The sequence below is a fragment of the Bradyrhizobium sp. Ash2021 genome, assembly GCF_031202265.1.
Taxonomy (GTDB): domain Bacteria; phylum Pseudomonadota; class Alphaproteobacteria; order Rhizobiales; family Xanthobacteraceae; genus Bradyrhizobium.
On record NZ_CP100605.1, the window covers coordinates 92134 to 115314 of the forward strand.

General features: G+C 60.9%; 21 protein-coding genes and 1 pseudogene. 2 read left to right on the top strand and 20 right to left on the bottom strand.

The genetic code is table 11. From position 1 onward, the window contains the following. Positions 1 to 338 precede the first annotated feature (338 nt). The 19 genes from NL528_RS45355 to NL528_RS45445 form a co-directional block, all read right to left on the bottom strand. Positions 339 to 1355, bottom strand: a complete 1017-nt coding sequence (locus tag NL528_RS45355) for an integrase core domain-containing protein (RefSeq protein WP_309185738.1) — start codon at positions 1353 to 1355, stop codon at positions 339 to 341. Between the two features lie 22 nt (positions 1356 to 1377). Next, complete coding sequence (locus tag NL528_RS45360) at positions 1378 to 2241, bottom strand: cytochrome c peroxidase (RefSeq protein ID WP_309185739.1); 864 nt, start codon at positions 2239 to 2241, stop codon at positions 1378 to 1380. 161 nt (positions 2242 to 2402) lie between these two features. Beyond that, complete coding sequence (locus NL528_RS45365) at positions 2403 to 3371, bottom strand: HlyD family secretion protein (protein ID WP_309185740.1); 969 nt, start codon at positions 3369 to 3371, stop codon at positions 2403 to 2405. A 7-nt stretch (positions 3372 to 3378) separates the two neighbouring features. Then, positions 3379 to 3582, bottom strand: a complete 204-nt coding sequence (locus tag NL528_RS45370; RefSeq protein WP_309185742.1) for a DUF1656 domain-containing protein — start codon at positions 3580 to 3582, stop codon at positions 3379 to 3381. After that, entirely contained in the window at positions 3579 to 5654 is a 2076-nt protein-coding gene (locus NL528_RS45375) for an FUSC family protein (RefSeq protein ID WP_309185743.1), read from the bottom strand. The genes NL528_RS45370 and NL528_RS45375 overlap by 4 nt, the downstream gene beginning before the upstream one ends. Further along, on the bottom strand, positions 5638 to 6486 hold the full coding sequence (locus NL528_RS45380) for a DUF1275 family protein (protein WP_309185745.1): 849 nt from the start codon (positions 6484 to 6486) through the stop codon (positions 5638 to 5640). The genes NL528_RS45375 and NL528_RS45380 overlap by 17 nt, the downstream gene beginning before the upstream one ends. An 84-nt stretch (positions 6487 to 6570) precedes the next feature. Continuing rightward, the gene (locus NL528_RS45385; RefSeq protein ID WP_309185746.1) at positions 6571 to 7602 is read right to left on the bottom strand and encodes a 2-hydroxyacid dehydrogenase; all 1032 of its coding nucleotides are present in this window, start codon (positions 7600 to 7602) and stop codon (positions 6571 to 6573) included. 61 nt (positions 7603 to 7663) lie between these two features. Further along, positions 7664 to 8191 carry an FUSC family protein gene (locus NL528_RS45390; RefSeq protein WP_309185748.1) on the bottom strand — a complete coding sequence of 176 codons (528 nt, stop codon included), beginning with the start codon at positions 8189 to 8191 and terminating at the stop codon, positions 7664 to 7666. 49 nt (positions 8192 to 8240) lie between these two features. After that, positions 8241 to 9695 (bottom strand): class II fumarate hydratase, encoded by a 1455-nt coding sequence (gene fumC, locus NL528_RS45395; protein ID WP_309185749.1) that lies wholly within the window; start codon positions 9693 to 9695, stop codon positions 8241 to 8243. Positions 9696 to 9766: 71 nt separating this feature from the next. Then, complete coding sequence (locus NL528_RS45400) at positions 9767 to 11419, bottom strand: NAD-dependent malic enzyme (protein WP_309185859.1); 1653 nt, start codon at positions 11417 to 11419, stop codon at positions 9767 to 9769. 37 nt (positions 11420 to 11456) lie between these two features. Beyond that, positions 11457 to 12053: an LUD domain-containing protein gene (locus NL528_RS45405; protein ID WP_309185750.1), complete on the bottom strand. Its 597-nt coding sequence runs from the start codon at positions 12051 to 12053 to the stop codon at positions 11457 to 11459. After that, complete coding sequence (locus tag NL528_RS45410; protein WP_309185753.1) at positions 12050 to 13606, bottom strand: lactate utilization protein B; 1557 nt, start codon at positions 13604 to 13606, stop codon at positions 12050 to 12052. The genes NL528_RS45405 and NL528_RS45410 overlap by 4 nt, the downstream gene beginning before the upstream one ends. Further along, the gene (locus tag NL528_RS45415) at positions 13603 to 14346 is read right to left on the bottom strand and encodes a (Fe-S)-binding protein (protein ID WP_309185755.1); all 744 of its coding nucleotides are present in this window, start codon (positions 14344 to 14346) and stop codon (positions 13603 to 13605) included. Before NL528_RS45415 ends, NL528_RS45410 begins: the two co-directional genes overlap by 4 nt. 61 nt (positions 14347 to 14407) lie before the next feature. Further along, positions 14408 to 15397, bottom strand: a complete 990-nt coding sequence (gene cydB, locus NL528_RS45420; protein WP_309185757.1) for a cytochrome d ubiquinol oxidase subunit II — start codon at positions 15395 to 15397, stop codon at positions 14408 to 14410. Next, entirely contained in the window at positions 15394 to 16815 is a 1422-nt protein-coding gene (locus tag NL528_RS45425; protein WP_309185759.1) for a cytochrome ubiquinol oxidase subunit I, read from the bottom strand. Before NL528_RS45425 ends, cydB begins: the two co-directional genes overlap by 4 nt. A gap of 15 nt (positions 16816 to 16830) precedes the next feature. Beyond that, positions 16831 to 17064 (bottom strand): aldolase/citrate lyase family protein, encoded by a 234-nt coding sequence (locus NL528_RS45430; protein ID WP_309185761.1) that lies wholly within the window; start codon positions 17062 to 17064, stop codon positions 16831 to 16833. Beyond that, positions 17061 to 18479, bottom strand: a complete 1419-nt coding sequence (locus NL528_RS45435) for an MmgE/PrpD family protein (protein WP_309185763.1) — start codon at positions 18477 to 18479, stop codon at positions 17061 to 17063. Before NL528_RS45435 ends, NL528_RS45430 begins: the two co-directional genes overlap by 4 nt. A gap of 38 nt (positions 18480 to 18517) precedes the next feature. Then, on the bottom strand, positions 18518 to 19483 hold the full coding sequence (locus NL528_RS45440) for an AEC family transporter (protein WP_309185765.1): 966 nt from the start codon (positions 19481 to 19483) through the stop codon (positions 18518 to 18520). 127 nt (positions 19484 to 19610) lie between these two features. After that, complete coding sequence (locus NL528_RS45445) at positions 19611 to 20018, bottom strand: nuclear transport factor 2 family protein (protein ID WP_309185767.1); 408 nt, start codon at positions 20016 to 20018, stop codon at positions 19611 to 19613. A 290-nt stretch (positions 20019 to 20308) separates the two neighbouring features. On the opposite strand from NL528_RS45445, the pseudogene NL528_RS47440 reads away from it, so the two are divergent. After that, a pseudogene (locus tag NL528_RS47440) lies at positions 20309 to 20560 on the top strand (transcriptional regulator); the annotation flags it as partial. Here NL528_RS47440 and NL528_RS45450 read toward each other — a convergent pair. After that, positions 20480 to 20860, bottom strand: coding sequence for a hypothetical protein (locus NL528_RS45450; protein WP_309185768.1), 381 nt, complete (start codon positions 20858 to 20860; stop codon positions 20480 to 20482). The pseudogene NL528_RS47440 and the gene NL528_RS45450 overlap by 81 nt on opposite strands. A 45-nt stretch (positions 20861 to 20905) precedes the next feature. Between NL528_RS45450 and NL528_RS45455 the strand changes: the two genes are divergently transcribed. Beyond that, on the top strand, positions 20906 to 23149 hold the full coding sequence (locus NL528_RS45455; protein ID WP_309185769.1) for a transcriptional regulator: 2244 nt from the start codon (positions 20906 to 20908) through the stop codon (positions 23147 to 23149). The last annotated feature ends 32 nt before the right edge of the window (positions 23150 to 23181 follow it).

The window sequence follows — 23181 nt, forward strand, 5'->3', positions numbered from 1 at the left end:
ACGATAGATGCGCAAACATCGATCGCTGCTCCTCGCGCTGCGGCATTGCTCGCGATGACAGCTTCGATCTCCGCGCACCGAGTCGCGTCGCCTTAGCAAGGGCGCGCCGTTGCTCGCATGGTCATACAAGACCAACGAGCGACCGTAGTCGCGTACGAGGAGCGGTTGATGAAAACCACGAACAGTCCCTTACGGCAAAGGACCGCCAGTCCGACGGTGAGTTCGCCGGAAACGCTGACGGGGCCATCTAAGGGTTGGTTACTGGATACTTGGAGGATTTTCAAATGACCGATCTCGCCGAAATTGACGATACGTACGCAGCTGTGTGTACCGAAAACCTAAACTCGGGAGTATTGGTAGTGAAGTCCGCCAAGGAGGGCGTTTGAAGTTATGACACCGGTCCGCTGAATCGGACGACCTATCGGTGTATCTTTTTTCAGGGATCGATGCGTTCTAACCCCGTTGTAGTAATCTGCATAGAATTTCAGAATTCGGCGCAGATGTGCCTCGCCCAAGACAATGATGTGGTCCAGACACTCGCGCCGGATCGATCCGATCAACCGTTCGGCAAAGCCATTCTGCCAAGGCGAGGCTGGTGCGATAGGCTTGTCCCGGATGCCCATGGCGCGCAATCGACGTCTGACAACGGCACCGTAGATCCGATCGCGATCCCGGATCATGTAACCCGGAGCTTCATCCCAGGGGAACGCCTCGGTGATCTGGCGAGCAACCCACTCCGCTGTCGGGTTGGTTGTCACGTTGATCCAGACCAAATCTCTACGATCAAGCCGTACAATCACGAAGCCATACAGCCGCTTAAAGCCGATGGTCGGGACCACGAACAAATCCATGGCGGCGATGTCCGGCGCGTGGTTTCGCAGAAAAGTTTGCCATCCCTGACTTGGTGGCCCGCGTCGCTTGGCCATGTACTTAGCGACACTCGACTGCGCTAATTCAAACCCGAGCTTGAGCAGTTCACCATGGATGCGCGGCGCACCCCAAAGTAGGTTCTCCCTGCTCATCTGCCGAATCAGCCTACGCAGCTCTGCATCAATTGGCGGCCGTCCTCCCTGTCTCTGTGATTTCCAACGCCAATAGTGGCAAAAGCCGGCCCGATGCCAACGCACCAACGTCTCTGGGCGGATGATTGTGAAAACCTGAAGGATCGATGGGAACCAGCGATAGGGCCGGACGAAGAACCACCGGTCGCTGTTCGTAAGCTGGGCCCTCCCCTTCAACTTGCGTCGCAAGACGGCCAGTTGATGTCGGAGCGCCGCATTCTCCGCCTCAAGCCGACTCTTCGACTTGAATGGCGAGGCCAGCACGGCCAGAACGAAGCAGATCAGCGCGATCATCGCGCCAACTTAGCAGATTCGATCAGTCGATAAACACGTATAGGGTTTTCGGTACACACAGGACGACCTGATGCCGGATGATTCCCACGCCGATATTATGAAAATCATAATCGGTGAAGACCGTTACATCCTGCTGCCTATCCGTCGAAGCGTGGCACAAGTTGCAGCGGGCTTTGGTGTTGAACAGTTCCCACCCACGCTTGGCTGAGTCGCCGATGGCGTTTTTGTCTCCCGCGATGAAATGATCGAAGGGAGCGTTGAACGAAATAAGCGTCCGCTCATAGGTGGCAATGGCGCGCAACATGTCCTGCTCATTTACGCCACGGCCGAACGCTTGCATGAATTGATTTTGGTAGTCCTTATCACGGGCAATTTTGCCGACGGCAGCGTCGATACTGGCCGAGCCCATCTCGAATGGGTTGGTGATCGGGAGAGCTGCCTGTTGCTCGAGTGTATTGACTCGGCCGTCCCAAAACTGCGTCTTATTGTAGAGCGCATTTAAGACGGTTGGCGCGTTGCGCTGACCGACGCGGCCGTTGATGCCGACCGATGTGGGCCTGCCGTCGGTGAAAGCGCGAGCCGGATCGTGGCACGTGGCGCAGGCGACCGTGCCATCGCCTGACAGCCGGCTGTCGAAGAACAACTTTTCGCCCAACCCGACTGTGGCAGGCGTGAGCGGACTGCCCGGCGGGATCACCGATGCGGTCAGCGCCGAGGGGAAGCCGACCTGATCTGGTGAGCGTGGTTGAGCCAACGGTCCCGCTTTCGGCAGCGGTGGTGCCTGGCCGGGCACAAGTGCGGGCGGTGGGCCGACGCCGGTGTCTTCACTTCCAACTGGCGCGGCCAGCACGGCGCTAGGGCACACAAAAAGAAGCGCGGCGATCAAGCATGCCGCTACCCACCCGTTGGTAGACATTGCGCTGTCCTTATCGGGCCTAAGCTGACGACTACACCCTACCACATCATCGAGAGCCGTGTTGTGCATCATAACAATTCCGCGGTCCGGCGAGCGCGCCAACCCGAACTCTCGGTCGGCAAGCCGACTGCTCAATTCGACGGCCGTCCAGGTCGCGCGTCGACCTGGACCGTCGCTGTCATGCCGGCGACTAGGCGAACCCCATCAGGTACCTGATCAATCCGGATGTGCACCGGCACACGTTGAGCAAGGCGTACCCAAGTGAAGATCGGGTTCACCGTGGCAAGCCCTTGCTGGTTTGGTTGCGCGTTTGAGACGTTGATGCCACGCGCGACGCTGCCGACCTTGCCGCGAACGATCTGCCGGTAGCTCATCAATTTGATCTCGGCAGGATCGCCCTCCTGCATGGAGGCAAGTTGCGTTTCCTCGAAATAAGCGTCCACCCAGAAGGAATCGGCGTCGACGATCGAGATCTCGTTCCGTCCAACGGTGGCATAGTCACCCAGCTGCGCCAGGAGATTGGTCACCCAGCCGTTCACCGGAGAACGGATCTGGGTGCGCTCCAGATTAACCTTGGCCTGATCGCGGTTGGCGACCGCCTGCTGATATTGCGCCTGGGCTGCGACGGCGTTCGCGTCGAAGGTCTGTTTCTGCTCCATCGAAACTGACAGGTCGTCGAGTTTGCGCCGGCGTTCTGCCTCGCGCTGTGCATTCTGGGCCATGGCCTGAGCCTGATCGACCGCTGCATCGGCCAACTGGAGGGCGATTTTGAAGTTGGTCGGGTCGATCACCAGCAGCAAATCGCCCTTCTGCACGAACTGATTGTCGGCCGCCGATAGCTCGACGATGCGTCCTGCGACCTCCGGCGCCATGGTGACGACATAGGTGCGCACCGTGCCGTCGCGTGTCCAGGGCGCGCCCATATACGCGTCCCACATCGCCCAGCCGAGAACCACGGCAAACACGGTCGTGGCGAGCGTTATCAAAAGCGGAACGGTTCGGATCGGCGCCTTGTGCATTTTGCGGACTGCCGGCTGTGCGGAGCGGACGACGTGAAGATCAGCATTCTTGGGCTCCGGTTTGGTTTCAGGATCGGACATGGCGACCTCAGCGTGAAACGACGAGTACGATTGACGACAGCACGATGATGTATACCGTGAACACGAACAGCGCCGGATGCCAGACGTAGGCCAGCAAGCCAAAGCGGCCCGCGACCCTGCGCAAGACCATGGTAACGAACCATGCCGCCACCATCATCACCGAGATCGGCGCACCGTAGACGCCGAGCAGATCGACCTCGACGAACTTCAAGTTGATGCTCCTGCGTCAAAATAACAGCGATGTCGGACCAAAGCGTCGCAGATCACGAGAACTCGGCCGCGCTCTCGCTGCGCAAGCGAGGTCTGCAGTTCGCCCTGCCTTAGCAATGCAAGCCGTTGATCACGCGCGGTCAGCCCTGCGGTTGCAGCAACGCTGTTCCCTTGCGCAAGGGCCTCGAGCGCGGAGTCGAGCTCCGAGACCAAGCCCAGTTGAGGTGCGATGCGACGAAGATGGATAATCTCGGTCCCGACTGACAGCGCCGTCAAGAGCTGCGCCCGCTGCAGCGGCTCGGCTTGGTCCGACAAAGCCGCGAGGCGGCTGTAGATGCGGCCTTCCCAATCGTCTCCGAGCCGGTGGACGGCGACTGTGGCGAGGCGGCGCAGGTCGCGCAAGCTCAGCGCCAGCAGCCGCTCGCTCCGCAGTGCCGGTGACAGCGGCGGCAGCAAGCGAAACGACAGCGCTGCGGCGCCAGACCCCGCAACGATCGCCAGCGCGGCGTTGTAGAATTGCACGGTGTCGTAGCTCATCTGGTTGGCCGGCGCGAGCAGCGGCACGAAATTGCCGGCCATTGGCGTAAACATCGAGACCCGCCATGGTTGGGCCATCAGGGCACCCACCGGAATCAGATAAAGCGCCATCAGGACGCTCAAGCCGGTGAAGCTCTCGACGTTCGGCAACAGCGCAAACAGGAAGATCGCGGCGCAAACCACGGCAAGGCCGGTGCCCGTCATGAAGTCGGCCGCCTGCGCGTAGGCCATCTCGGCTCTCGGCGCAAACAGGATGACCGAAATGGCTGTCCAGGTGATGGCCAATGCGCCGTTTGGCCATGCGGTCACGATCCAGAAGAGCTCGACCGCGCCGATCGTGATGAACGCGCGGGAGGCATTGAAGAATGCCGGCAACCAGTCGGGTACATGGAGCCTGACGCGGCGGTGGCGAGAGCGGGGGCGAGCAGGGTCGGCAACCAGCAACGCCAGTCCGTCGAGCAAATGGGCCAAGCCGGCCAGCACTCGGGCGGTCTGGTCGGCCAGCAGCCGCAGTGACGGCGTATCGGCCGGCATGGCGATCAGCCGCCGCACTGCCGCCTCACACAGGCGGCGCATCCCGGTCGGGTCGGCCAGCCAGGGTATCGCTTCGCCCTGCGACGGCGCGGACCGCAGCTCCAGTGGCACGCTGTTCAGCGCGGCATCGGCTTCCTGCCGAGCCGCGTCATCCGGCAAGCGCGCGAGCCGCCGCACCACGGCCGACCAACCGGCCAGCGCTTCAAACAGGCCATCCATTGCCGCCCGCAGCGCCCGCGAATGATAGTGAAGTCTCGAGGATTCTCCGATCGCCTGGTCGATCACAGGGTCGAGCGCGATGACCTGTCGTACGAGCTCGCGTCGAACCGGCTGCATGTCCGACAACGCCGACCCGGCCAGTGTCAATGCGGAGCCGAACCTGCTCGCGATTTGGGCTGACAGGGCCCCGAGCAGCGCCGCGAGCCGCCGTGGAGCGCCGCCGAAATCTGTTCCAGCAAGGACGATGCCGCCGCACACGATCCCGATCCAGATCTCGCTGACGCGGGTGACGGCGAAAGTGAAGGCGAGGCCATTCGTGCCGCCAGCCGCGCCGAGCTCATCGCTGGCGATGATCGCGGCCGTGTAGCCGGCCAGCGCTGCTCCGTAGGCCGCGAAATTGCGTAGCTGCGTCGCGACAAGCGCGCAGGCTGCTCCCCACAGCGCCAGACCGATGAGAAAACCAGCGCGGCTTTGCGGGAACCACGCCGTCAGCACCACGATCGCGACCCCGCCCACCAAAGTGCCGACCATTCGGAACCATCCCTTGCGCAGTGATGCGCCAAGATGCGGCTGGCACACCAGCGCCGCTGACGTGCCAGCCCAATAAGCGTTGTCGAGTTGGAGCCAGAACGCGACGTAGAGGGCCAGACAGACGGAGGCCCACAGTCGCAGGCCGAACAGCAGCGGCGGGCCGGCGGCCCTGACTGCGCTTGTCAGGGGCCCTAATCGCGTCGGAAAGCTCCTCGCGTCAATGCAGCCCGGCTCGTCAACCACGTTCGGCATTGGAAGTTGTCCCTGATCCGGTTGCGCGGTACGAGTCGGCCCGTTGCGGACTCGTCTCCACAATGAGGCGAGGGCTGAAGGGGTGGGCCTGAGCGCCGTCGAGTTTCGCCGCAACAGCCATGGCGAGCGCCACCAGCGCAAGGCCAGCGGGCAGCGCCAGCGCCCACAGCCCAACTACGGCCTGACACCCGGCACCGATGCCGCAGCCTACGATGAAGCCCGCGATCGCGAGTCCGGTGCGCCTCGCGCGCTCGCCTGCCTTCACCGCGTCGTTCCGACTGCGCCCAAGCAGAACCTCGCCGAGGTCCATCACGAAACGGGTAATGTTGGTCGTCATCACCGCGGTGGATGGAGACCCCTTTAGCGAGATCTGCACAAGAGCATTTTGCATTGCCATCGCGGAAACACCCAACATGCCGGCAACGATCGCTTTTGCAGCGTTTACATTGAGCAGCGGACCGCCACCGACGCAAAGGGCGAGAAAACCAGCAAGCAACAGGAATTGGAGAAGGAGCAGAGGCCGGAGCGAGGCGACGTGCATCCGCTCCAGGCCAGCCGCCAGTAGCCGAGTCACGGCAAGCACGACGATGAAAACGGGAACCGAGAGCACAAGAGCCAATGGTGCTTCGTCACCGGCGACGATGTGCGCGGCCAGAATGACAAGATTGCCGGTGATATGGGCGGCGAACAGGCCGCTGAGCCCGAGAAAGCTGATCACGTCCGTACTGCCGGCTATTACGCTAAGCACGCTCGGAAGCAGCTTGGTTCCGAGCGACTCGTCGACTAGTGGAGGCCGGATATTGGTTGGCTTGATTTCAAAGTCGTTCGCCATTCCGCTTGTCCTTTTGCTCATCGGCAAACCGGAAGGTTGCTCGCCAGATTCGCGATCCTCCGCGCCAGGGAGAGTTCGTTAGCTTCATCGCAAACCCATTGATGGCGCTGGTTGACGGATGGCTCGTACGACGTTCTCCGGCTTGGGGGCTCCTGATTCGAAATCGCTTACGTTAGCCAGCGTGACCTCGGCGATTTGTCGCAGTGCCTCGTGCGTCAAGAACGCTTGGTGACCGGTAATTAGCGTGTTCGGAAAGGTCGTCAGGCGCTCAAACACATCGTCCTGTATGATCGCCGATGATCTATCCTTGAAGAACAGAGACCCTTCTTCCTCGTATACATCGATTCCTAGATACCACAGGTGGTCTCGTGTCTTCAGCGCATCGATTGCTGCGCGGGCGTCTATCAGTGCGCCCCGTGAGGTATTGATCAACATCGACCCACGTTTCATCAAGGCAATCGTCTGCCTGTTAATCAAGTGCATAGTTTCGGGTGTAAGGGGGCAATGTAACGACACAATGTCTGATTCCGACAGCAGCGATGCAAGATCGGTGTACTTCATGCCCTGCTCCACGCAGCGCGGGTTGCTGCGCATGTCGTAACCGAGCAACCTGCAGCCGAAGCCTTTCATGATTTGCGCCAGCGCGGCGCCGATCTTGCCCGTACCAACGACACCAACGGTCTTGCCTGCCATATTGAATCCGACCAGGCCATTCAGATCAAAGTTGCCGTCGCGAACGCGGTTATATGCGCGGTGGGTATTCCGGTTCAGTGTCATCATCAGAGCGACGGCGTGCTCGGCGACCGCCTGCGGCGAATAGGCGGGAACGCGTACTACCGCCATCTTCAACTGATGCGCGCGCGCTAGATCTACATTGTCGTAGCCGGCACACCGCAAGGCGATCAGTCGCGTCCCGTCCGCGGCGAGCTGCGATAGTGTCGCGCTATCCAAGACGTCGTTTACGAATACGCAAACAGCAGGGCACCCGGCCGCCACAGAGGCAGTGCTCCGACGCAACTTCTCCCTGTAAAAGATAATCTCGTGGTGGAATTGCTGATTGGCTTCGTCCAGAACATGACGTTCAAACTCCTGCGTGCTGAAGAAGGCAATTTTCATGGGGCGTCTCCCGAGCAGCTCATGCAGGAGGGGAACGGAAGACGAAGGCAAACGTCACCTATCATCGCTCCGGCTCCCCAGTGATCCTGAAAAAGACACGCGAGGCGATCCACTTACATGCAACGCCCACTGCGATTCCGACAACGGTGTCGATCAGGCGCAACAATGGTTGATGCCATGCATTCAGGGGAGACATTCCCGCGACCACCATGACGACAGCGGTCGTTATGCCGGTCGTTACGATGTCGCCGCGTCGATTCAACAGCATCATCACCAGGGTTCCTAATCCGAGCAAGGCAGCCATACCCAGCGCGGTGAATGAAAAGAACCACAGGTAAACAAGGCACAGCGCAAAGCTCACGCATGTGGCGATCAAACGCGCCAGCCCCGCCGAGAAACTGTCTCGGCGGGTTTCGCGGAACACGAACACGGTAGCAGCCACCGCCCACATCCCTCCCAGCAAATCGGAGTCTCTGTCGCCAAGAGGCTGAAGCGCATGGGTAATGATCCAGTACGAGATCCCGCATGCGATGGCCATGTTCAGGGCGTAGACGACATCCCACAAGGAGAGTTTTTTTAGCTTACTCACTGCATGCACTCCTCGCAAAAGCCGGATATGTCCTGGAGCATTTTCACGGCTATGCCCCGGCGAGACCGTGCCCGACCATGTTCTCGGGGTTGACGATCTCATCGAAACGCTTCTCGTCGATGTAGCCGGACTGAAGGGCGGCCTCCTTCAAGCTCAGATCGTCGTCGTTGGCCTTGTGCGCGATCGCCGACGCTTTGTCGTAGCCGATAACCGGACTGAGTGCGGTAACCAGCATGAGCGAGCGCCCGACCGTCTCGTCGATGCGCTTGCGGTTGAGCCGCGTGCCCTCAACCGAGAAGCGCCGGAACTTCTCGCAAGCATCGCCCAGGATGGCCGCAGAATGCAGGAAATTGTTGATGATGACCGGGCGCATCGCATTGAGCTCGAAGTTGCCCTGGCTGCCGGCGAACGCTACCGCGTTGTCCTCGCCGATCACCTCGATGCACACCATCACCATCGCCTCGCACTGGGTCGGGTTGACCTTGCCCGGCATGATCGAGGAGCCCGGCTCGTTTTCCGGCAGCAGGAGTTCGCCCAGACCGCACCGCGGGCCGGAGGCGAGCCAGCGCATATCGTTGGCGACCTTCATCAAGGCAACCGCAAGCCCGCGCAACGCCGCCATGGCGGCAACCATCCCGTCGAGCGAACCCTGGGCCGCGAACTTGTTGGGCGCGGTGATGAAGGGATGGCCGGTCAGCTCGGCGATCTTGGCCGCGATCTCCTGGCTGAAGCCCGCCGGTGCGTTGAGCCCGGTGCCGACGGCGGTGCCTCCTGCGGCCAGCTCGAAGAGGTCCTTCTCAGAGAAGCGGATACGCTCCAGCGCGTCGCGGATCTGATGCGCGTAACCCGACCATTCCTGTCCCACCGTCAGCGGTACGGCATCCTGCAGATGCGTCCGCCCGGTCTTGACGACGTCGCTCCATTCCCTCGCCTTCGCCTCGATCGACTCAGCCAGCGCCTCCGCATACGGCAGCAAATGCTCCTCAAGCTCTAGCACCGCGGCGATGTGCATCGCGGTCGGGAAGCTGTCGTTCGACGACTGCCCCATATTGACGTCGTCGTTGGGATGGACCGGCGACTTGCTGCCAATCTTGCCGCCGAGCAGCTGGATGGCGCGGTTCGACAGCACCTCGTTGACGTTCATGTTCGACTGGGTGCCCGATCCGGTCTGCCAGACATAGAGCGGAAAATGCTCGTCGAGCTTGCCTGTGATGGCCTCGTCGGCAGCGCGTACGATGGCATCCGTTTTCCGTTGGGGCAGCCGGCCGGCCGCGGCGTTGACCAGCGCCGCCGCCTTCTTCACGTAGCCGTAGGCATAATAGACGCGCTTCGGCATGTGGTCGTCGCCGATCGAGAAATGGACAAGACTGCGCTGCGTCTGCGCGCCCCAGTAGCGGTCGGCCGGCACGTCGATGCCGCCCATCGAGTCGGTTTCATGACGTTTGCCGGTCGCATTGATGCCGATCGGGGTATCGAGCAAGATGGGAGTTACTGCTTCGTTCATTGTATCGTCTCCTTCAATGAATCGTGGGTTATCGGGGTTGGGCGGCCTTGACCGGCCGCCCGGGCACTCCATCAGTATTGAGGCTTGTAGAGCTGACCCTCGATCCAGGCGCGGATGTCGCGCGGGCGCTCTACTTGCGCCAGGCCCTGGTCGAACATGAACTCCGCGACGCGGACTGCCGTGGTCACTTCCTGCTCCAGGATGCTGTCCTGACTGGGAAACAGCATGCCTTTGGCGCGCAGCTCAGGGCCGACCTGGTCTGCGCATGCCTGAGCGGCCGCGATGAAGCAGGCGTCAGTGATTCGCCGCGGCCGCGCCACGTAGGTGGCGAGGCCAACCGCCGGGAAGATGTAGAAGTTGTTGGCCTGACCGGGGTGAAAGGTTTTGCCGTTCACCGTCACATCCGGAAACTGTACTCCGGCCGCAAACAGAGCCTTGCCCTTTGACCAGGTGTAGGCCTGCTCGGCAGAGCATTCCGCCTTTTCGGTCGGGTTGGAGAGCGCGAAGATGATGGGCCGCTCGTTGAGCCGGCTCATCGCCTCGACGACCTGCTGAGTAAACGCGCCGCCCTTGGTGCTGACGCCTATCAGCACCGTTGGCTTCAACGCTTCGATGGTTTGCACAAGATCTTTCGACGGCGCAGCCTTGTGCGCGTACACCTTCTGATCTTCCGAGAGGTCGGAGCGGGACGGCTCGAGCAGACCATCGATGTCGAACATCGAGATGCGGCGGCGCGCTTCGTCCTGGGACAACCCTTTTTCCTGTATGGCAGCTGCGATAAGACCGGCGATGCCGATTCCCGCCGACCCGGCACCCAGGAACAGGATGCGCTGGTCAGTCAGCGGCGCGTCAACGATCTGCAATGCAGTTATCAGTCCTGCAAGCGCCACGCTGGCAGTGCCCTGGATGTCATCATTGTAGCACAACACCTTGTCGCCGTACCGCTTGAGCATCCGAATGGCGTCGGTGCCCTTCCAGTCTTCGAAATGGATGCAGCAGTCGGGAAAGACCTCCTGAACCGCTTGCACGAATTCGTCGGTCAGCTCGTCCAGTTCCTGATCCGACGGAGGCGGCTCCCGTAACCCGAGATAGAGCGGATCGGCGCGCAGCACCTCGTTGGTCGTGCCGATGTCGAGCAGCACCGGAAGCAGGCTCGTCGGCGGCACCGCTGCACACGCCGTGTAGAGCTGCAGCTTGCCGATCGGAATGCCCATGCCGTTGGCGCCTATGTCACCGAGGCCGAGGATGCGCCCGCCGGTGGAGACGCAGATGAAACGGATGTCCTGCTGCGGCCAGTTGCGCAGAACCTCGGCGATGCGACCCTTCATGTGGCGGCTGATGTACATGCCGCGGGCGCGTCGATAGATGTGGCCAAAAGTGAGACAGGCATAGGCCACGGTCGGGTCATAGAGGATCGGTATGAAGCGCGCGGGATCAGACATCACCGCGCGGTAGAACAGCGTCTCATTCCGGTCCGATAGGCCGCTAAGATAGACGTAGCGTTCGAGGTCGGTCGGCTTTGCCTCCAGGTGTCCCAGCACGCGCTCGACCTGACGGTCAATGGTTTCCACCGAATTCGGCAGAAGACCTTCAAGCCCATAGCGGCTGCGCTCCTCTAGCGTGAAGGCCGTACCCTTATTGCGGGCGGGATCGCCCAGCAACGCAATACCCTGCAGAATATCCAGGTGCTTGTTCTTAGCGGTAATCTTTGCTCGTTCATTCATGTCTTTCTTCTCCTGTGTTGAAGAGATCGCTTTGGCGTTAAGGAGTTCTGGCGATCGGCAGAACAGAGAGCGAGCGGACACCCTGCGCGCCATGGATGAGCACGCCCTCGATGTCCGCGGTGGCGGATGGGCCAGTGTGGAAGCTGGCATAGTGCCTGTCGCGGAATTCCGGCCGGCGATAGGCATGATGCAGATTGACGGCGATGTCGGCGGGATCGAGCAGCACGATCAGGTGCTGTGCGAGGTAAGCAAGCGCGTTGATGCTTAGGTCCGTTTCGGTCAGGAGCACGGAGCCGGTCTCGGCCACGGCGAAGGAAGCGCGGACGATCGCGAGATCCACGTCCGCCAGATCCTGCGGCGCGCCGACGCCTGCGATATCCCGGTTGCCGGCGATCTCCGGCACCATCGAGCAGACGATTTTGGCGCTCGCGATCTTCGCCCGCACGGGGGCTAGAGGATCGCCCGAGTCCGGAGGATCGAGAAATATGCCTCCCATACGTTCCAAACTGGGCTTGAACGTAGAGAGAAGCGATGCCGGTGCATTATTGTCGAACAGTGGAACAACCGGCAGCGGTCGGTCAACTTGCGGCAGGTTGGCCTGGATCGACGCCAGGATATCGTCGCGGCTGGTCATTGTTTGCCTCCGCGGTTCGCCTTGTACCAGCTGTGGAATGTTTGCTTTGGCGGATGCGGCACCTCGCGGTGCTTTCCCCAGGCATTAAGGCCGTTGTAGATAACGAAGCGCGGCAGGTGCGCCAGCGCAACATCGGCCGAGGCGATCGCGGCACGATAGGCTATGGGACGAGACAGCAACTCGCCGGCGGCCTTCATCGCGGCCTTCTTGACCAGCGGGACATCGTGCCGCTTCACCAATTCCCTTCGCCAGGCATAGATCTGCTCGTGGATATTGATCTTCACCGGGCAGACATTGGTGCAACTGCCATTGAGCGATGAGGCGAAGGGCAGGTTGCTGTATTTGCGTGCGTTGAAGGTCGGATCGATGATGAGGCCAATCGGTCCGGAATAGGTTGCGCCGTAGCTCAAGCCGCCGCTGCGCCGGTAGACCGGGCAGGTGTTCATGCAGGCGCCGCAGCGAATGCATTTGAGCGAAGTCCAAAACTCTTCGAGGCCGAGCCGCTCGGAGCGGCCGTTATCCACCAGCACCACATGCATCTCGCCGCCTGCCCGCGGGCCGCGGAAGTGCGAGGTGTATTGGGTCATCGGCGAGCCCAGCGCGCTGCGCGACAACAGGCGAACAAGCACCGCCAGGTGTTCCAAACGGGGAATGATCTTCTCGATGCCGATCGAGGCGATATGCAGCTTCGGTACATTGGCCGACAAGTCGGCATTGCCCTCGTTGGTGCAGACGACAAACGTGCCGGTCTCCGCGACGACGAAATTGCCTCCCGTCATGCCGGCGTCGGCCGCAAGGATCAGCGGGCGCGTCGCCTCACGCTGCGCTTCCGCGAGATAATGGACGTCGCTGTTGTCGGGGTCCGTGCCGATCGTGTTGGCGAACACGTTCGCCACATCGGTCCGAAGCTTGTGCACGGCCGGCACCACGACATGGCTCGGGTCTTCCTTGTCGAGCTGCTGGATGCGCTCGCCAAGGTCGGTCTCGACCACCTCGATCCCGACCGAGGCCATGTAAGCGCGGAAGCCGCACTCCTCGGTCAGCATCGATTTGCTCTTGATCAGCGATTTCGCGCCGTGGTCGCTGAGGATACCGTGAACGATCCGATTGTGCTCGGCCGCGTCGCGTGCCCAGTGCACATGAATGCCATTCGCCCGCGCACGCGTCTCGAACTGATCTAGGTATTCATCGAGGTGGGTAAGCGTGTGCTCCTTGATGGCAGAGGCAAGCGCCCGGAGCTCTTCCCATTCGGGAATGTGGTGCATTTCCCGATCGCGCTTCTGACGAAGATCCCAGAGGCGCTCGTCATGCATCTTTTCGTGCTCGGGCGCGGCAATGAAGCGGCCGGCCGCTTCCGCCTGGTTGACCGGCCGATTGCCGTGGACCTTCGCGCCGCGCGGCTGCGGTTCAGGCCGCGAGCGAAGTGGCTTCGAGGCGCCCTCGGCGTGATCGAGGCGGTGGCCGTTGCGGTAGATGCCATAAGCGTCTTCGCCAGCCAGCACCTCGGGATGCAGCATGGAGTTATCGAGCAACTGCTCAGGAGAGATGCTCATGCGTTGGCTCCGTTCAATATTTCGGCGATGTGGATGAACTTGAGCGGCACGCCGATGCGCTCGGCGCAGCCTTGCTGATGCATCAGGCATGAGCTATCGGCCGATACGATGTACTCGGCACCGGCGCGGGCATGATCGCTGACCTTGTCGTATCCCATCTTGGTGGAAACGACTTCCTCGAACACCGAGAAGGTGCCCCCGAAGCCGCAACACTCGTCCGGTCTCGCCGGCTTGACGAATTCGATCCCGTCCACCTTCGACAGCAGGTCCATTGGCTTGGAGAAAAATGGCTCATGCAGCTCGGAGGGTGTCGCGTGCTTGAGCCGGCGCAAGGTGCCGCAGCTGTTGTGCAGGCCGACACGATGCGGGAACCCGGCCCACGGAAACGCATCCACCTTCAGGATGTCGTGGAGAAACTCGACCAGCTCGTAGGTGCGGGCACGAACCACCTTCACCTCGGCGCTCTGCTCGATGGCGTCGAAATTGTCGCGCACATGGTGAACACAACTACCGGACGGCCCTACGACGTAATCGAAGCCGGAGAAATTGCGCACGAACAGGGCCTCGGTAGCGGCACATTCGGCGTTGAACCCGCTATTGGCCATCGGTTGTCCACAACAGGTCTGGTCGCGAGGATATACGACCTCGTGGCCGAAGCGCTCGAGTAACTCGAGGGTCGCGATGCCGACTTTCGGAAAGAAAGCATCGATATAACAGGGGATGAAAAGTCCAATTCGCATGTGTCACTCCATTGTCTTGCTAAGCACGGCGCAGATGTCTCAGTTTCAAGTGCCTTCCGTTCTAATAAGGGTCTGCCGGCCCCGCGACTTTGCCTCTGAACACGGTCAGGCTGATCACGGTATAGAGCAGCATGAGCGGGAACACGAAGAGACCCGCTCCCCAAAACATGAAGGCAAGGCTCGAGTGAGGGGCGGCCGCCTGTTCGATCGTGATCGAGAACGGGATCATGTAGGGCCAGAACGAAATCGCCAGCGTGCAAAAGGCCGCCACGAAAATGACAGCAACCATAGGGAACGGCAGCGCGTGCTCACGACGGCGGTGAACGCCGGCGACGAGCACGATTGCGGCCCAGGCGCCGACCGCTGGAAAGAAAAACAAGGAAGGTCGGTCGAGCCATCGCGCCATCACCGCAAGGTCCCTGGCCAGTGCATAGGCGAACACGGCGATGAGGAAGACGAGCAGCGCTACCGACAGATATGGGATGAGGCGATAGGCCTGGTCGCGGACCTCGTCGTTGCGTTTCCCCACAAGCCACGAGGCACCAAGCAGCGCGTAGCCGATACACAGACCGATGCCACAAAGCACCGCAAAGGGACTGAGCCAGCCGAATTCGCCGCCAGCGTACCGGACGCCGGAGATCGGCAGACCCTCCACGAGAGCGCCCACCATCAGGCCCTGCATGAATGATGCGATGAGCGAGCCTCCTGCAAAGCTTGCGTTCCAGATCCAGCGCAGTCGCTTGGCCTCGTACCGAAACTGAAAGGCCACGCCGCGCAGGATCAGCCCCGCCAGCATCAGTAGAACCGGGAGATAAAACGCCGACATCAGGATTGAATAGACGACCGGAAAGGCGCCCCAGAGGATCACGCCCGAGACGATAAGCCACGTTTCGTTGCCGTCCCAGATTGGCGCCACCGCGCTGATCATGGCATGTCTTCGCGGCTCGCCGCCGGCTACACCGAAGAGCATGCCGACCCCAAGGTCGAAACCGTCCAGTAGCACGTAAATGAGAATGCTAACGGCCAGGAGTGTCACCCAGAACATGATCATGGCCATTCTCCCGCCTGAGCGTGAAAGGCATCCACCGTGACTGACTCGTCGACGACGGATAGGGGCCGGCTGGGAATGGCGGCCGAGGGCGGCCGCACGAGGTGTCCGACCGGTCCCGCGCGCAGCAGCCGGTAGATGTAGAAAACGCCGAACGCGAAGATGAACGTGTAGATCGAGCAGAAGACGATGAGCGAGATCGTCGCCGCCCGCGTCGTCAGGAACGGCGTCAACGCGTCCGCAGTTCTCACCACGCCATAAACCACCCAGGGCTGGCGTCCCACCTCGGCCACGAACCAGCCGGTCAAGGTCGCAATGAAGGGCAGCGGAAAGCTGAGGAACGTGGCCCAGAGCACCAACCGATTGCGCTCGAGACGTCCGTCTCGGCTCAGATACGTTCCGGCCCAGGCCAAGGCCAACATGAGCAGGCCACAGCCGACCATGATCCTGAAGCCGAAGAAAGGAATGAGTACCGGCGGCCAGTCGCTCTCGGGAATGCTATCGAGACCAACTTCCGCGGCGTCGAGACTGTCGGAGTCGATCAAGCTGCCCAGGGGTGCAGGTAAGGTGATCGCGAAACGATTGCGCCGCTGCGCTACGTCCGGCCACGCGAGCAGTACTTCGGATGCCGGCTTTTCGTTGTGCCATCGCGCCTCGATGGCGGCCATCTTCGAGGGTTGGTAACGGACAATGTATTCACCATTGAGGTGTCCGAAGAAGAGCTGAATTGGCATGAGCACGGCGGCCAGATACAGGCCCATGCGGAGCATGATCTTCGCCTCGGCGGCGAACGTGCCACGCAGCAGATACCACGCGCCGGTCGCAGCAACGCAGAATGCGCCGGTCAGGTAAGCGGCAAACAGCATGTGTGGAAAACGCGACCAGACCACCGAGTTGAAGATGATCTTGGTCCAATCATTCGGCACGAACATGCCGTTCTCGACGACATAGCCGACCGGAACCTGCATCCAGCTGTTGTTGATCATGATCCAAAACGCCGACAGCGTGGTGCCGAGGGCCACCATCGCGGTCGAAAACAGGTAGAACCAGGGGGCAACCTTCTGACGGCCGAACAGAAGCACGCCGAAGAAAGTCGCTTCCAACGCAAAAGCGGTGAAGGTCTCGTATGCGAGCAGCGGCCCCTGGATCGGGCCCGACATGCGGGACAGTTCGCTCCAATTGGTGCCGAACTCGAACGCCATGACGATCCCGGAGACAACGCCGAATCCGAAAGCCACACCGAAGATTTTGAGCCAAAACTCGAACAAGAGGCGGTAGGTAGGGCGCCCCGTCGCGAGATGAAGGGATTCCAGCACGGTGAGCCAGGCTGCCAGCCCGATCGTGAAAGACGGGAAGATGATGTGAAACGAAACGGTGAACGCGAACTGCAGCCGCGAGAGAATGAGCGACGTGATGTCCATGGTGCGACGCGCCCCTTACCGCCAGAGATTAGTCTTTCGCAGCGCGTGTAGCGCTCCATCGGAAGGGTTTCCCGCCGGGTAATCGAGAGCAGTGCTCCTGGCGCCCACCTTATCTTCAGGTGCCACGGCATCCTCAAGGTCCAAGATCGCAACGTCGGCGCCGGCCTGAGATGCCTTCACAAAGCGTTCCGGGGGGGTTGCCGGCGTGAACAGCCAGCTTCGAGTGCGGATCGGTGCCTGGCTAGTCATGCGGTTGCCTTTCTGGATAAGTTGCGGCCCACATCACTGGCCTCTCTGCCAGGCGCCTTTGCGTGGCTAAGCAGTTTCACCAAATCCCGGACCTGGATGCTTTCGAGCGAAAGCACGGCGTCCTTGATCTCCCGACTTAGCTCCGCATCGATGCGACCGACTACGAGCCCGTCGAATTTCTCAACGGATTCCTCCCACGTGAACGGACGGGAAGCGAGACCCGGGTAATCTTGGACCTCGTGCTCGATCACTGTCCCGTCTTGCAGCCGGATGATGATCTTGGCGGGCATCTTGCGGGGGTATTGAGCCGTGAACTCATGATTCGGACGGGTCGAAACCTTCTTCAGCAACGCTTGGACGTCGGGCTTGGTGATGCGGTCCGGCTTGAATTGTGCCGGCGTCACATCACCATCGATGAGCGCGACCGAAAGCAGGTACGGAAGGCTGTGATCCGCCTGCTCCTTGGTACGGATGATTTTGTCCACGCCGTAAAGGCCGCCGCCGGCGAAGTCGAAGGCGAGTTGGAACACCTCTGCCTCGATCGAGACAATCTTGTTGGGATCGAGTTTTTTCTGCCGGGCCAGTTCGACCATACAATGGACTGCGGACTGCGTATGGATCATGGAGTTGTACTTCTTGATGGTACTCTCCGTGACGCCCTCATATCCCTGCTTGTCCCAGTCGATGTCGATCTTCACCCCAAGAAGATGATCGATTCCCAGCGGACCCTCGATCACTTGCAGCGGCCCCTCGACGCCACGACGGGCAAGGAACAAAGTGTTCATGGCGCCGAGCGCCGACTGCGCCGAGGCGAGACCCTTCCATTGCGACAGCGGTTTTGCCCGAACGACGGCGAATGATGCATCGCTGACCGCGGCCATCGCCATGGCGTGGCCAATCTGCTGCTCGCTCAAGCCGAGCAGTCGCCCAGCCGCAGCGTTGAGCGAAAAGGCCAGTTGCGCCGTGTGGTCTAAGCCGCGCGTCATGAAGTTGGCATGATCAACGAACCGCGACTGGACCGTGTAGCCCAGGGCCACCCCGAGCATCAGGTCTCGGCCGCTGCCGCCGACGTAGTCGGCAATCGTCAGCGCAACGCCGAAATTGTCCGCCGTATGGCAAGTTTCGGTCTGGGCCAGGAAGTTGTCCATGATATCGACGTAGCGCACGAGTGCGGTGTGCCAGAATGCAGCGTAAATTGGGTTCGCCTTCCCACCACCGATCAGCGTGGACGGGCCGGTGCCACCAAACTCCGCAATCTGTTCGCGACAAGCCCGAACAGGACCGGCCCCAAGGGCGGCGATGCAGCAGCCCAACGAATCCAGAATGTGAACCGGCAGTTGTTTGCGCGACTCGGCCGAGAGGTCGTCGAATTTGGCGCGAGCAGCGTACCTGGCGAGAGCTCCGACTTGGGTCATGACTAGAATCTCCTCTTTTAGTGGACAGGCTGGCGTCTTTAGGAAGTCAGGGCGATGAAAATCCCCATCGTAACAATCGAGCCGATGACGCTGAGGAATACGGCGGAAGCTGCCTCCTCCTGCGCGACGCGGTATTGCAGGGCGAACATGATCACTATCGGCATGGTTGGAATCGCCATCGCCAGCACCGCCTCACTGACAGTGGGTTCGCCGTAGCCGACCCATCGCAATCCACCCAAGACGAGGGCGGGCTGCAGGATGTTCTTCAGGAATACGAGCAATAAGACGTGCGAACTGGCTTTGATTCTGCCGGATGCGAGCACGATGCCGCTGGCAAACAGGGCGACGCCCCCAGAGGCGTTTCCCAGGAGGAAAAGCGAGTGGACGATGAGCTGAGGAACGTGGAGCCCACTCAGCACGACCACGAAAGCGAGAACCGGCGCCCAAACCATCGGCTGTTTGACGGTTTCCGCGAGTTTGGCTACGGGTGATGCCAAATGCTCTTTGTCCTGCGCGGCCAAGCTCGTTCCCTGTGGACCTTTCCCGGCCGTATCCAGTGTGAGAAGAAGAATCGTGACTGGCACGACGGTGAGGTTGATGACGAGACTGGCTATCGCGATCGGAATGGCGCTAAGCCCTCCGAACAGATCGCCGAGGACGGCTGGACCGACGAAGGGTACTGCTGGCGCGGAAGCCGTCAGCGCGTACAGGGCGCTGATGCTTGTTGGGAAGCGAAAGATGATACGGTGGAACAGAAAGACCACACCGTAGAGGCCAATGATGGCGAGGCACAAAGCGATGACCAGCGGGATGTCCTGACTGAGTGCCGCGCGCGACGTCGTAACGGTTCCGGCAAAAAGCGTCAGCGGGACGGCATAAAGCAAGACCATCCGATTCAGGATCGAGGCATCGTTCCGCCCAAGATCGCGACGCCATGCCGCTATGAAGCCGAGCAAGAAAGTAACGACCATCGGAAGGAGTGCGCCCAATATGGTGTTCAGCATTGGCGTTGTCCTCGATCGCGGAGCGTTTCAAATCAGCTGAAACGCGAAGACGCTTCGCGTGTTCTCGACCGCCGGGCGGCGCCGTTTTAGCAAACCCCGGAACCGAGCTTTTGCGCCGGCGTATCAATTAGGCAGCGACCGGATTCTCTTTGAAAAGTTCGGCGACCAGAGCCGAGTCGAGATAAGCTCGAACGCGCACGATCTTGTCGGCCTTGAAAAAAAGGATCCAACAGTAACGGTTGTCGAATCTCATGCCGTTCCGTGCCGTCGCTAAGGAATGAAGCTCGACCACTGCCTGGTCGCCTTTGACGATGAGATATTCCAGATGGAGCTGAGTTCCCTGCGGAAGCACGCAGCCCAGTTTCGTAAAGGTACCGGCAATAAAGTCTGCCTTGCTGCGATAGCGACCGGCGAGCGGATGAGTGCCCATCACGGTCCAATCGACGTCGTCGGCGACGTGTGTGAAAAAGGCGGCTCCGTCGCCGTTCTCCAAACCTTTAAATACTTCACGAACGTAGTCAGGTGTAACAGCCATCTGATTTCTCCCTGATGTTCCGTGTATTGGTTGACTCTTTAACGACTGCGGTGGTCCGAGCTTTGGCTCGGCCGCCATCCGCCGCCTACCGAAGGAATTTACGTAGAGACCGTGGGAAACGCTTGTTAGCTGTTGTAAGATGCCGTTTGTTGTCGCCAGCAGCAGTTCGCAGAGCTTGTCGGGCTGAGGTTGGTATCCAATAACGACAGTCTCCATCGTGATTGGGCGGAACCGGTCATTGGCTTAAATCCAAACCCGGTGGTCAGGCGGCTACGAAAGATGACGCCATGATGGAACAGGCCACTGCGACCAGAAATGTAATATCGTTTGGCCCGTTCAGCCTGTTTGTGGCCGAGAGGCTGCTCAAGAAGGGGGACGAGCCGATACCGCTCGGCGGCCGCGCGCTCGACCTCCTGATCGCACTCGCGGAGCGGGCCGGAGAAGTTGTCACTCACAAGGAGCTAATCTCGACGGTGTGGCCGGATGTGACGGTGGAGGAAGCCAACCTCCGCTTTCAAATGGCCGCCCTTCGGAAGGCGCTTGGTGACGGGCGAGACGGCGCTCGCTACATATCCAATATTGCCGGTCGGGGTTATTGTTTTGTTGCGCCAGTCACACGCTCGAGCGCCAAGCAACCGGTTCCGGTCACCGCGATCGCCACCACAGAACGAGTTCAAAAGCTGCCGCCGCGACCGGCGCGGATGGTCGGCCGTGATGAGACCGTTCGATCCTTGGCGGAGCAAATCCAGATGTGGCGCTTCGTCAGCATCGTCGGTCCCGGCGGCATCGGAAAGACGACCGTGGCAATCTCTGTCGCTCATGCGCTGGTTGACGGATTCCATGACGCGGTCTTCATCGATCTGGCTGCGCTGACCGATCCGCAACTCGTGCCGACTGCGATCGCATCGGCGCTCGGGTTCATGGTGCAAACCCGGGACCCGGTCGTTGGTCTGCTGGCCTTTATCGGCGACAGGAAGATCCTGCTCGTGCTCGACAATTGCGAGCACGTGATCGCCGTTGCGGCGGCACTGGCCGAACGCGTTGTCAGCGAGGCACCACAAGCGCACATCCTGACGACCAGCCGCGAAGCGCTCCGGGTAGACGGTGAACATGTCCACTTGTTGTATTCACTTGACTGTCCGCCCGAAGATGCCGGCCTGACGGCCATGGAGGCGCTCCAGTACCCCGCTGTCCAGCTCTTCATGGAGCGGGCGGCGGCGAGCGGCTATGGCGCCGCGCTGAGCGATATCGATGCGCCGATTGTCGCCCGGAGCTGCCGCCGGCTTGACGGGATCGCACTTGCCATCGAGCTCGCGGCCAGTCACGCCGGCTCCCTTGGGATTCGTGGAACCGCGGAGCTGCTCGACAACCGCTTCAGCTTGCTCTGGCAGAGCCGTCGCACCGCGCTGCCGCGGCACGAGACGCTGAACGCGATGCTTGACTGGAGCTACAGCCTGCTTTCGGAGCGCGAGAAGCTGGTCCTGTGCCGGCTGTCAGTCTTTGTCGGGGACTTCACGCGTCAGGCCGCTGGCTCTGTTGCATCGGAGGCGGACGAGGCGGAGGTTATCGACGCGGTCGCGAGCCTGGTTGCGAAGTCCCTGGTATCCACGACGGTCATCAACGACTCGACATACTACCGGCTGCTCGACACCACGCGCACCTACGCCGCTGCCAAACTCGCAGAGCGTGACGAAGCGCATCGCATCGCCCGGCGCCACGCGATTTTCTATTCCAGGTTTCTCGAACACGACGAGATCATCCAGTCATTGTTCGGCGAACATGATCTTTCGGGATATGCTCCGCATATCAGCAACGTGCGGGCGGCGCTCGGATGGGCGCTATCGAACCATGGCGATGCCCCGGTCGGCATCGAGCTCGCCACCTGGGCCGCGCCGCTGTTCTTCGGACTGTCGCTGCTCGAGGAATGCAGGGGTTGGTGTGAACGGGCGCTGGCCACTCTCGACGACGCCAGCCGCGGCACCCGACAGGAGATGATCCTTCAGGAAGCCCTGGCGATGTCGTCGATGTTCACCGGGGGTCACACCAATCAGATTCGCGCCGAATACGAGCGTGGACTTGCGCTGGCGGAAGCTTTTCGGGACCGTGCACGCCAACTGCGCCTTCTCGCCGGTCTGAACATTTTTCTCACACGACTCGGCGACATCCGCGGCGCCCTGCCGGTCTCGGAAAAGGGCGGCGTCATCGCGCAGGCCGCCAAGCACCCGTTCGGTACCGTCTGGGCGGAATGGGGAGTGGGCAATACTCACCACTTTATAGGCGACCAAGCCGTCGCAAAGCTGCATTTTGAGCGCGGCATGGCACTCGAGATTGAGCTCGGTACTTCCAACGCCCACCTCCTCGGTTTTGATCCGCGCATCTTCGCGCTCGTCGGCCTTGCCCGCACCTTGTGGCTGCGTGGCTTCTCCGATCAAGCGCTTGGAATCGTGCAAAAGGCCATCAATGAAGCGGCAAGCCGAGGTCACCCAGTTTCTGTCAGCGTTTCGCTGGCCTATGTCTCGATGTTGTTGCTGTGGACCGGTGATTTGCCAGGAGCCGGCGAACTCATCGAGCAGCTGATCGTACACGCCGGACGATACTCGCTTGCACCATACCGTGTTCTCGGCATCGCGCTGAAAGGCGAACTTGCCATCGCCCGCGATGAGCCGGAAGCCGGTATCGATTTGCTACGGAGCGCGCTGGAGATCTTGCACGCTCAACAGTTCAATCTCCTGGTCACGGGCTTCATCGGTGCGTTGGCGGAAGGCCTGCGTAAGACCGGGCAATTTGAGGAGGCGCTGTTCACCATCAATGGAGCCATTGCGCGCGCGACGAATAGTGGGGTGGAATTTGACTTGTCCGAATTGCTCCGGATTAAATCGCAGATACTCGCGGCGCAACATGACCGTGAATCAGCGATGAACTGCCTGACCGAAGCGCTCGCTGTCGCACGCGCCCAATCTGCGCTCGCCTGGGAGCTGAGGTCGACGATGGTCTTGGCCCGCATGCTCGGCGAAGACGGCCAGCGCGATCATGCCCGGCATGCGCTGGTCCTCGTGTACGACCGCTTCACCGAAGGATTCGACACCGCAGATCTCAAGCTGGCGCGCGCGATCCTTGACGATCTGCGATAGCCATTTTAGCCCCTCCGCAGCACGCTGGCGGC

Excerpts from the sequence above, each read along its gene's own strand:
- NL528_RS45355 (WP_309185738.1), bottom strand. The coding sequence starts at position 1,355 with ATGATCGCGCTGATCTGCTTCGTTCTGGCCGTGCTGGCCTCGCCATTC.
- NL528_RS45365 (WP_309185740.1), bottom strand. The coding sequence starts at position 3,371 with ATGTCCGATCCTGAAACCAAACCGGAGCCCAAGAATGCTGATCTTCAC.
- NL528_RS45375 (WP_309185743.1), bottom strand. The coding sequence starts at position 5,654 with ATGCCGAACGTGGTTGACGAGCCGGGCTGCATTGACGCGAGGAGCTTT.
- NL528_RS45380 (WP_309185745.1), bottom strand. The coding sequence starts at position 6,486 with ATGGCGAACGACTTTGAAATCAAGCCAACCAATATCCGGCCTCCACTA.
- NL528_RS45385 (WP_309185746.1), bottom strand. The coding sequence starts at position 7,602 with ATGAAAATTGCCTTCTTCAGCACGCAGGAGTTTGAACGTCATGTTCTG.
- fumC (WP_309185749.1), bottom strand. The coding sequence starts at position 9,695 with ATGAACGAAGCAGTAACTCCCATCTTGCTCGATACCCCGATCGGCATC.
- NL528_RS45400 (WP_309185859.1), bottom strand. The coding sequence starts at position 11,419 with ATGAATGAACGAGCAAAGATTACCGCTAAGAACAAGCACCTGGATATT.
- NL528_RS45405 (WP_309185750.1), bottom strand. The coding sequence starts at position 12,053 with ATGACCAGCCGCGACGATATCCTGGCGTCGATCCAGGCCAACCTGCCG.
- NL528_RS45410 (WP_309185753.1), bottom strand. The coding sequence starts at position 13,606 with ATGAGCATCTCTCCTGAGCAGTTGCTCGATAACTCCATGCTGCATCCC.
- NL528_RS45415 (WP_309185755.1), bottom strand. The coding sequence starts at position 14,346 with ATGCGAATTGGACTTTTCATCCCCTGTTATATCGATGCTTTCTTTCCG.
- cydB (WP_309185757.1), bottom strand. The coding sequence starts at position 15,397 with ATGATCATGTTCTGGGTGACACTCCTGGCCGTTAGCATTCTCATTTAC.
- NL528_RS45425 (WP_309185759.1), bottom strand. The coding sequence starts at position 16,815 with ATGGACATCACGTCGCTCATTCTCTCGCGGCTGCAGTTCGCGTTCACC.
- NL528_RS45430 (WP_309185761.1), bottom strand. The coding sequence starts at position 17,064 with ATGACTAGCCAGGCACCGATCCGCACTCGAAGCTGGCTGTTCACGCCG.
- NL528_RS45435 (WP_309185763.1), bottom strand. The coding sequence starts at position 18,479 with ATGACCCAAGTCGGAGCTCTCGCCAGGTACGCTGCTCGCGCCAAATTC.
- NL528_RS45440 (WP_309185765.1), bottom strand. The coding sequence starts at position 19,483 with ATGCTGAACACCATATTGGGCGCACTCCTTCCGATGGTCGTTACTTTC.
- NL528_RS45445 (WP_309185767.1), bottom strand. The coding sequence starts at position 20,018 with ATGGCTGTTACACCTGACTACGTTCGTGAAGTATTTAAAGGTTTGGAG.
- NL528_RS45450 (WP_309185768.1), bottom strand. The coding sequence starts at position 20,860 with ATGGAATCCGTCAACCAGCGCATGAGCGACAGAGATTGCCACGGTCGT.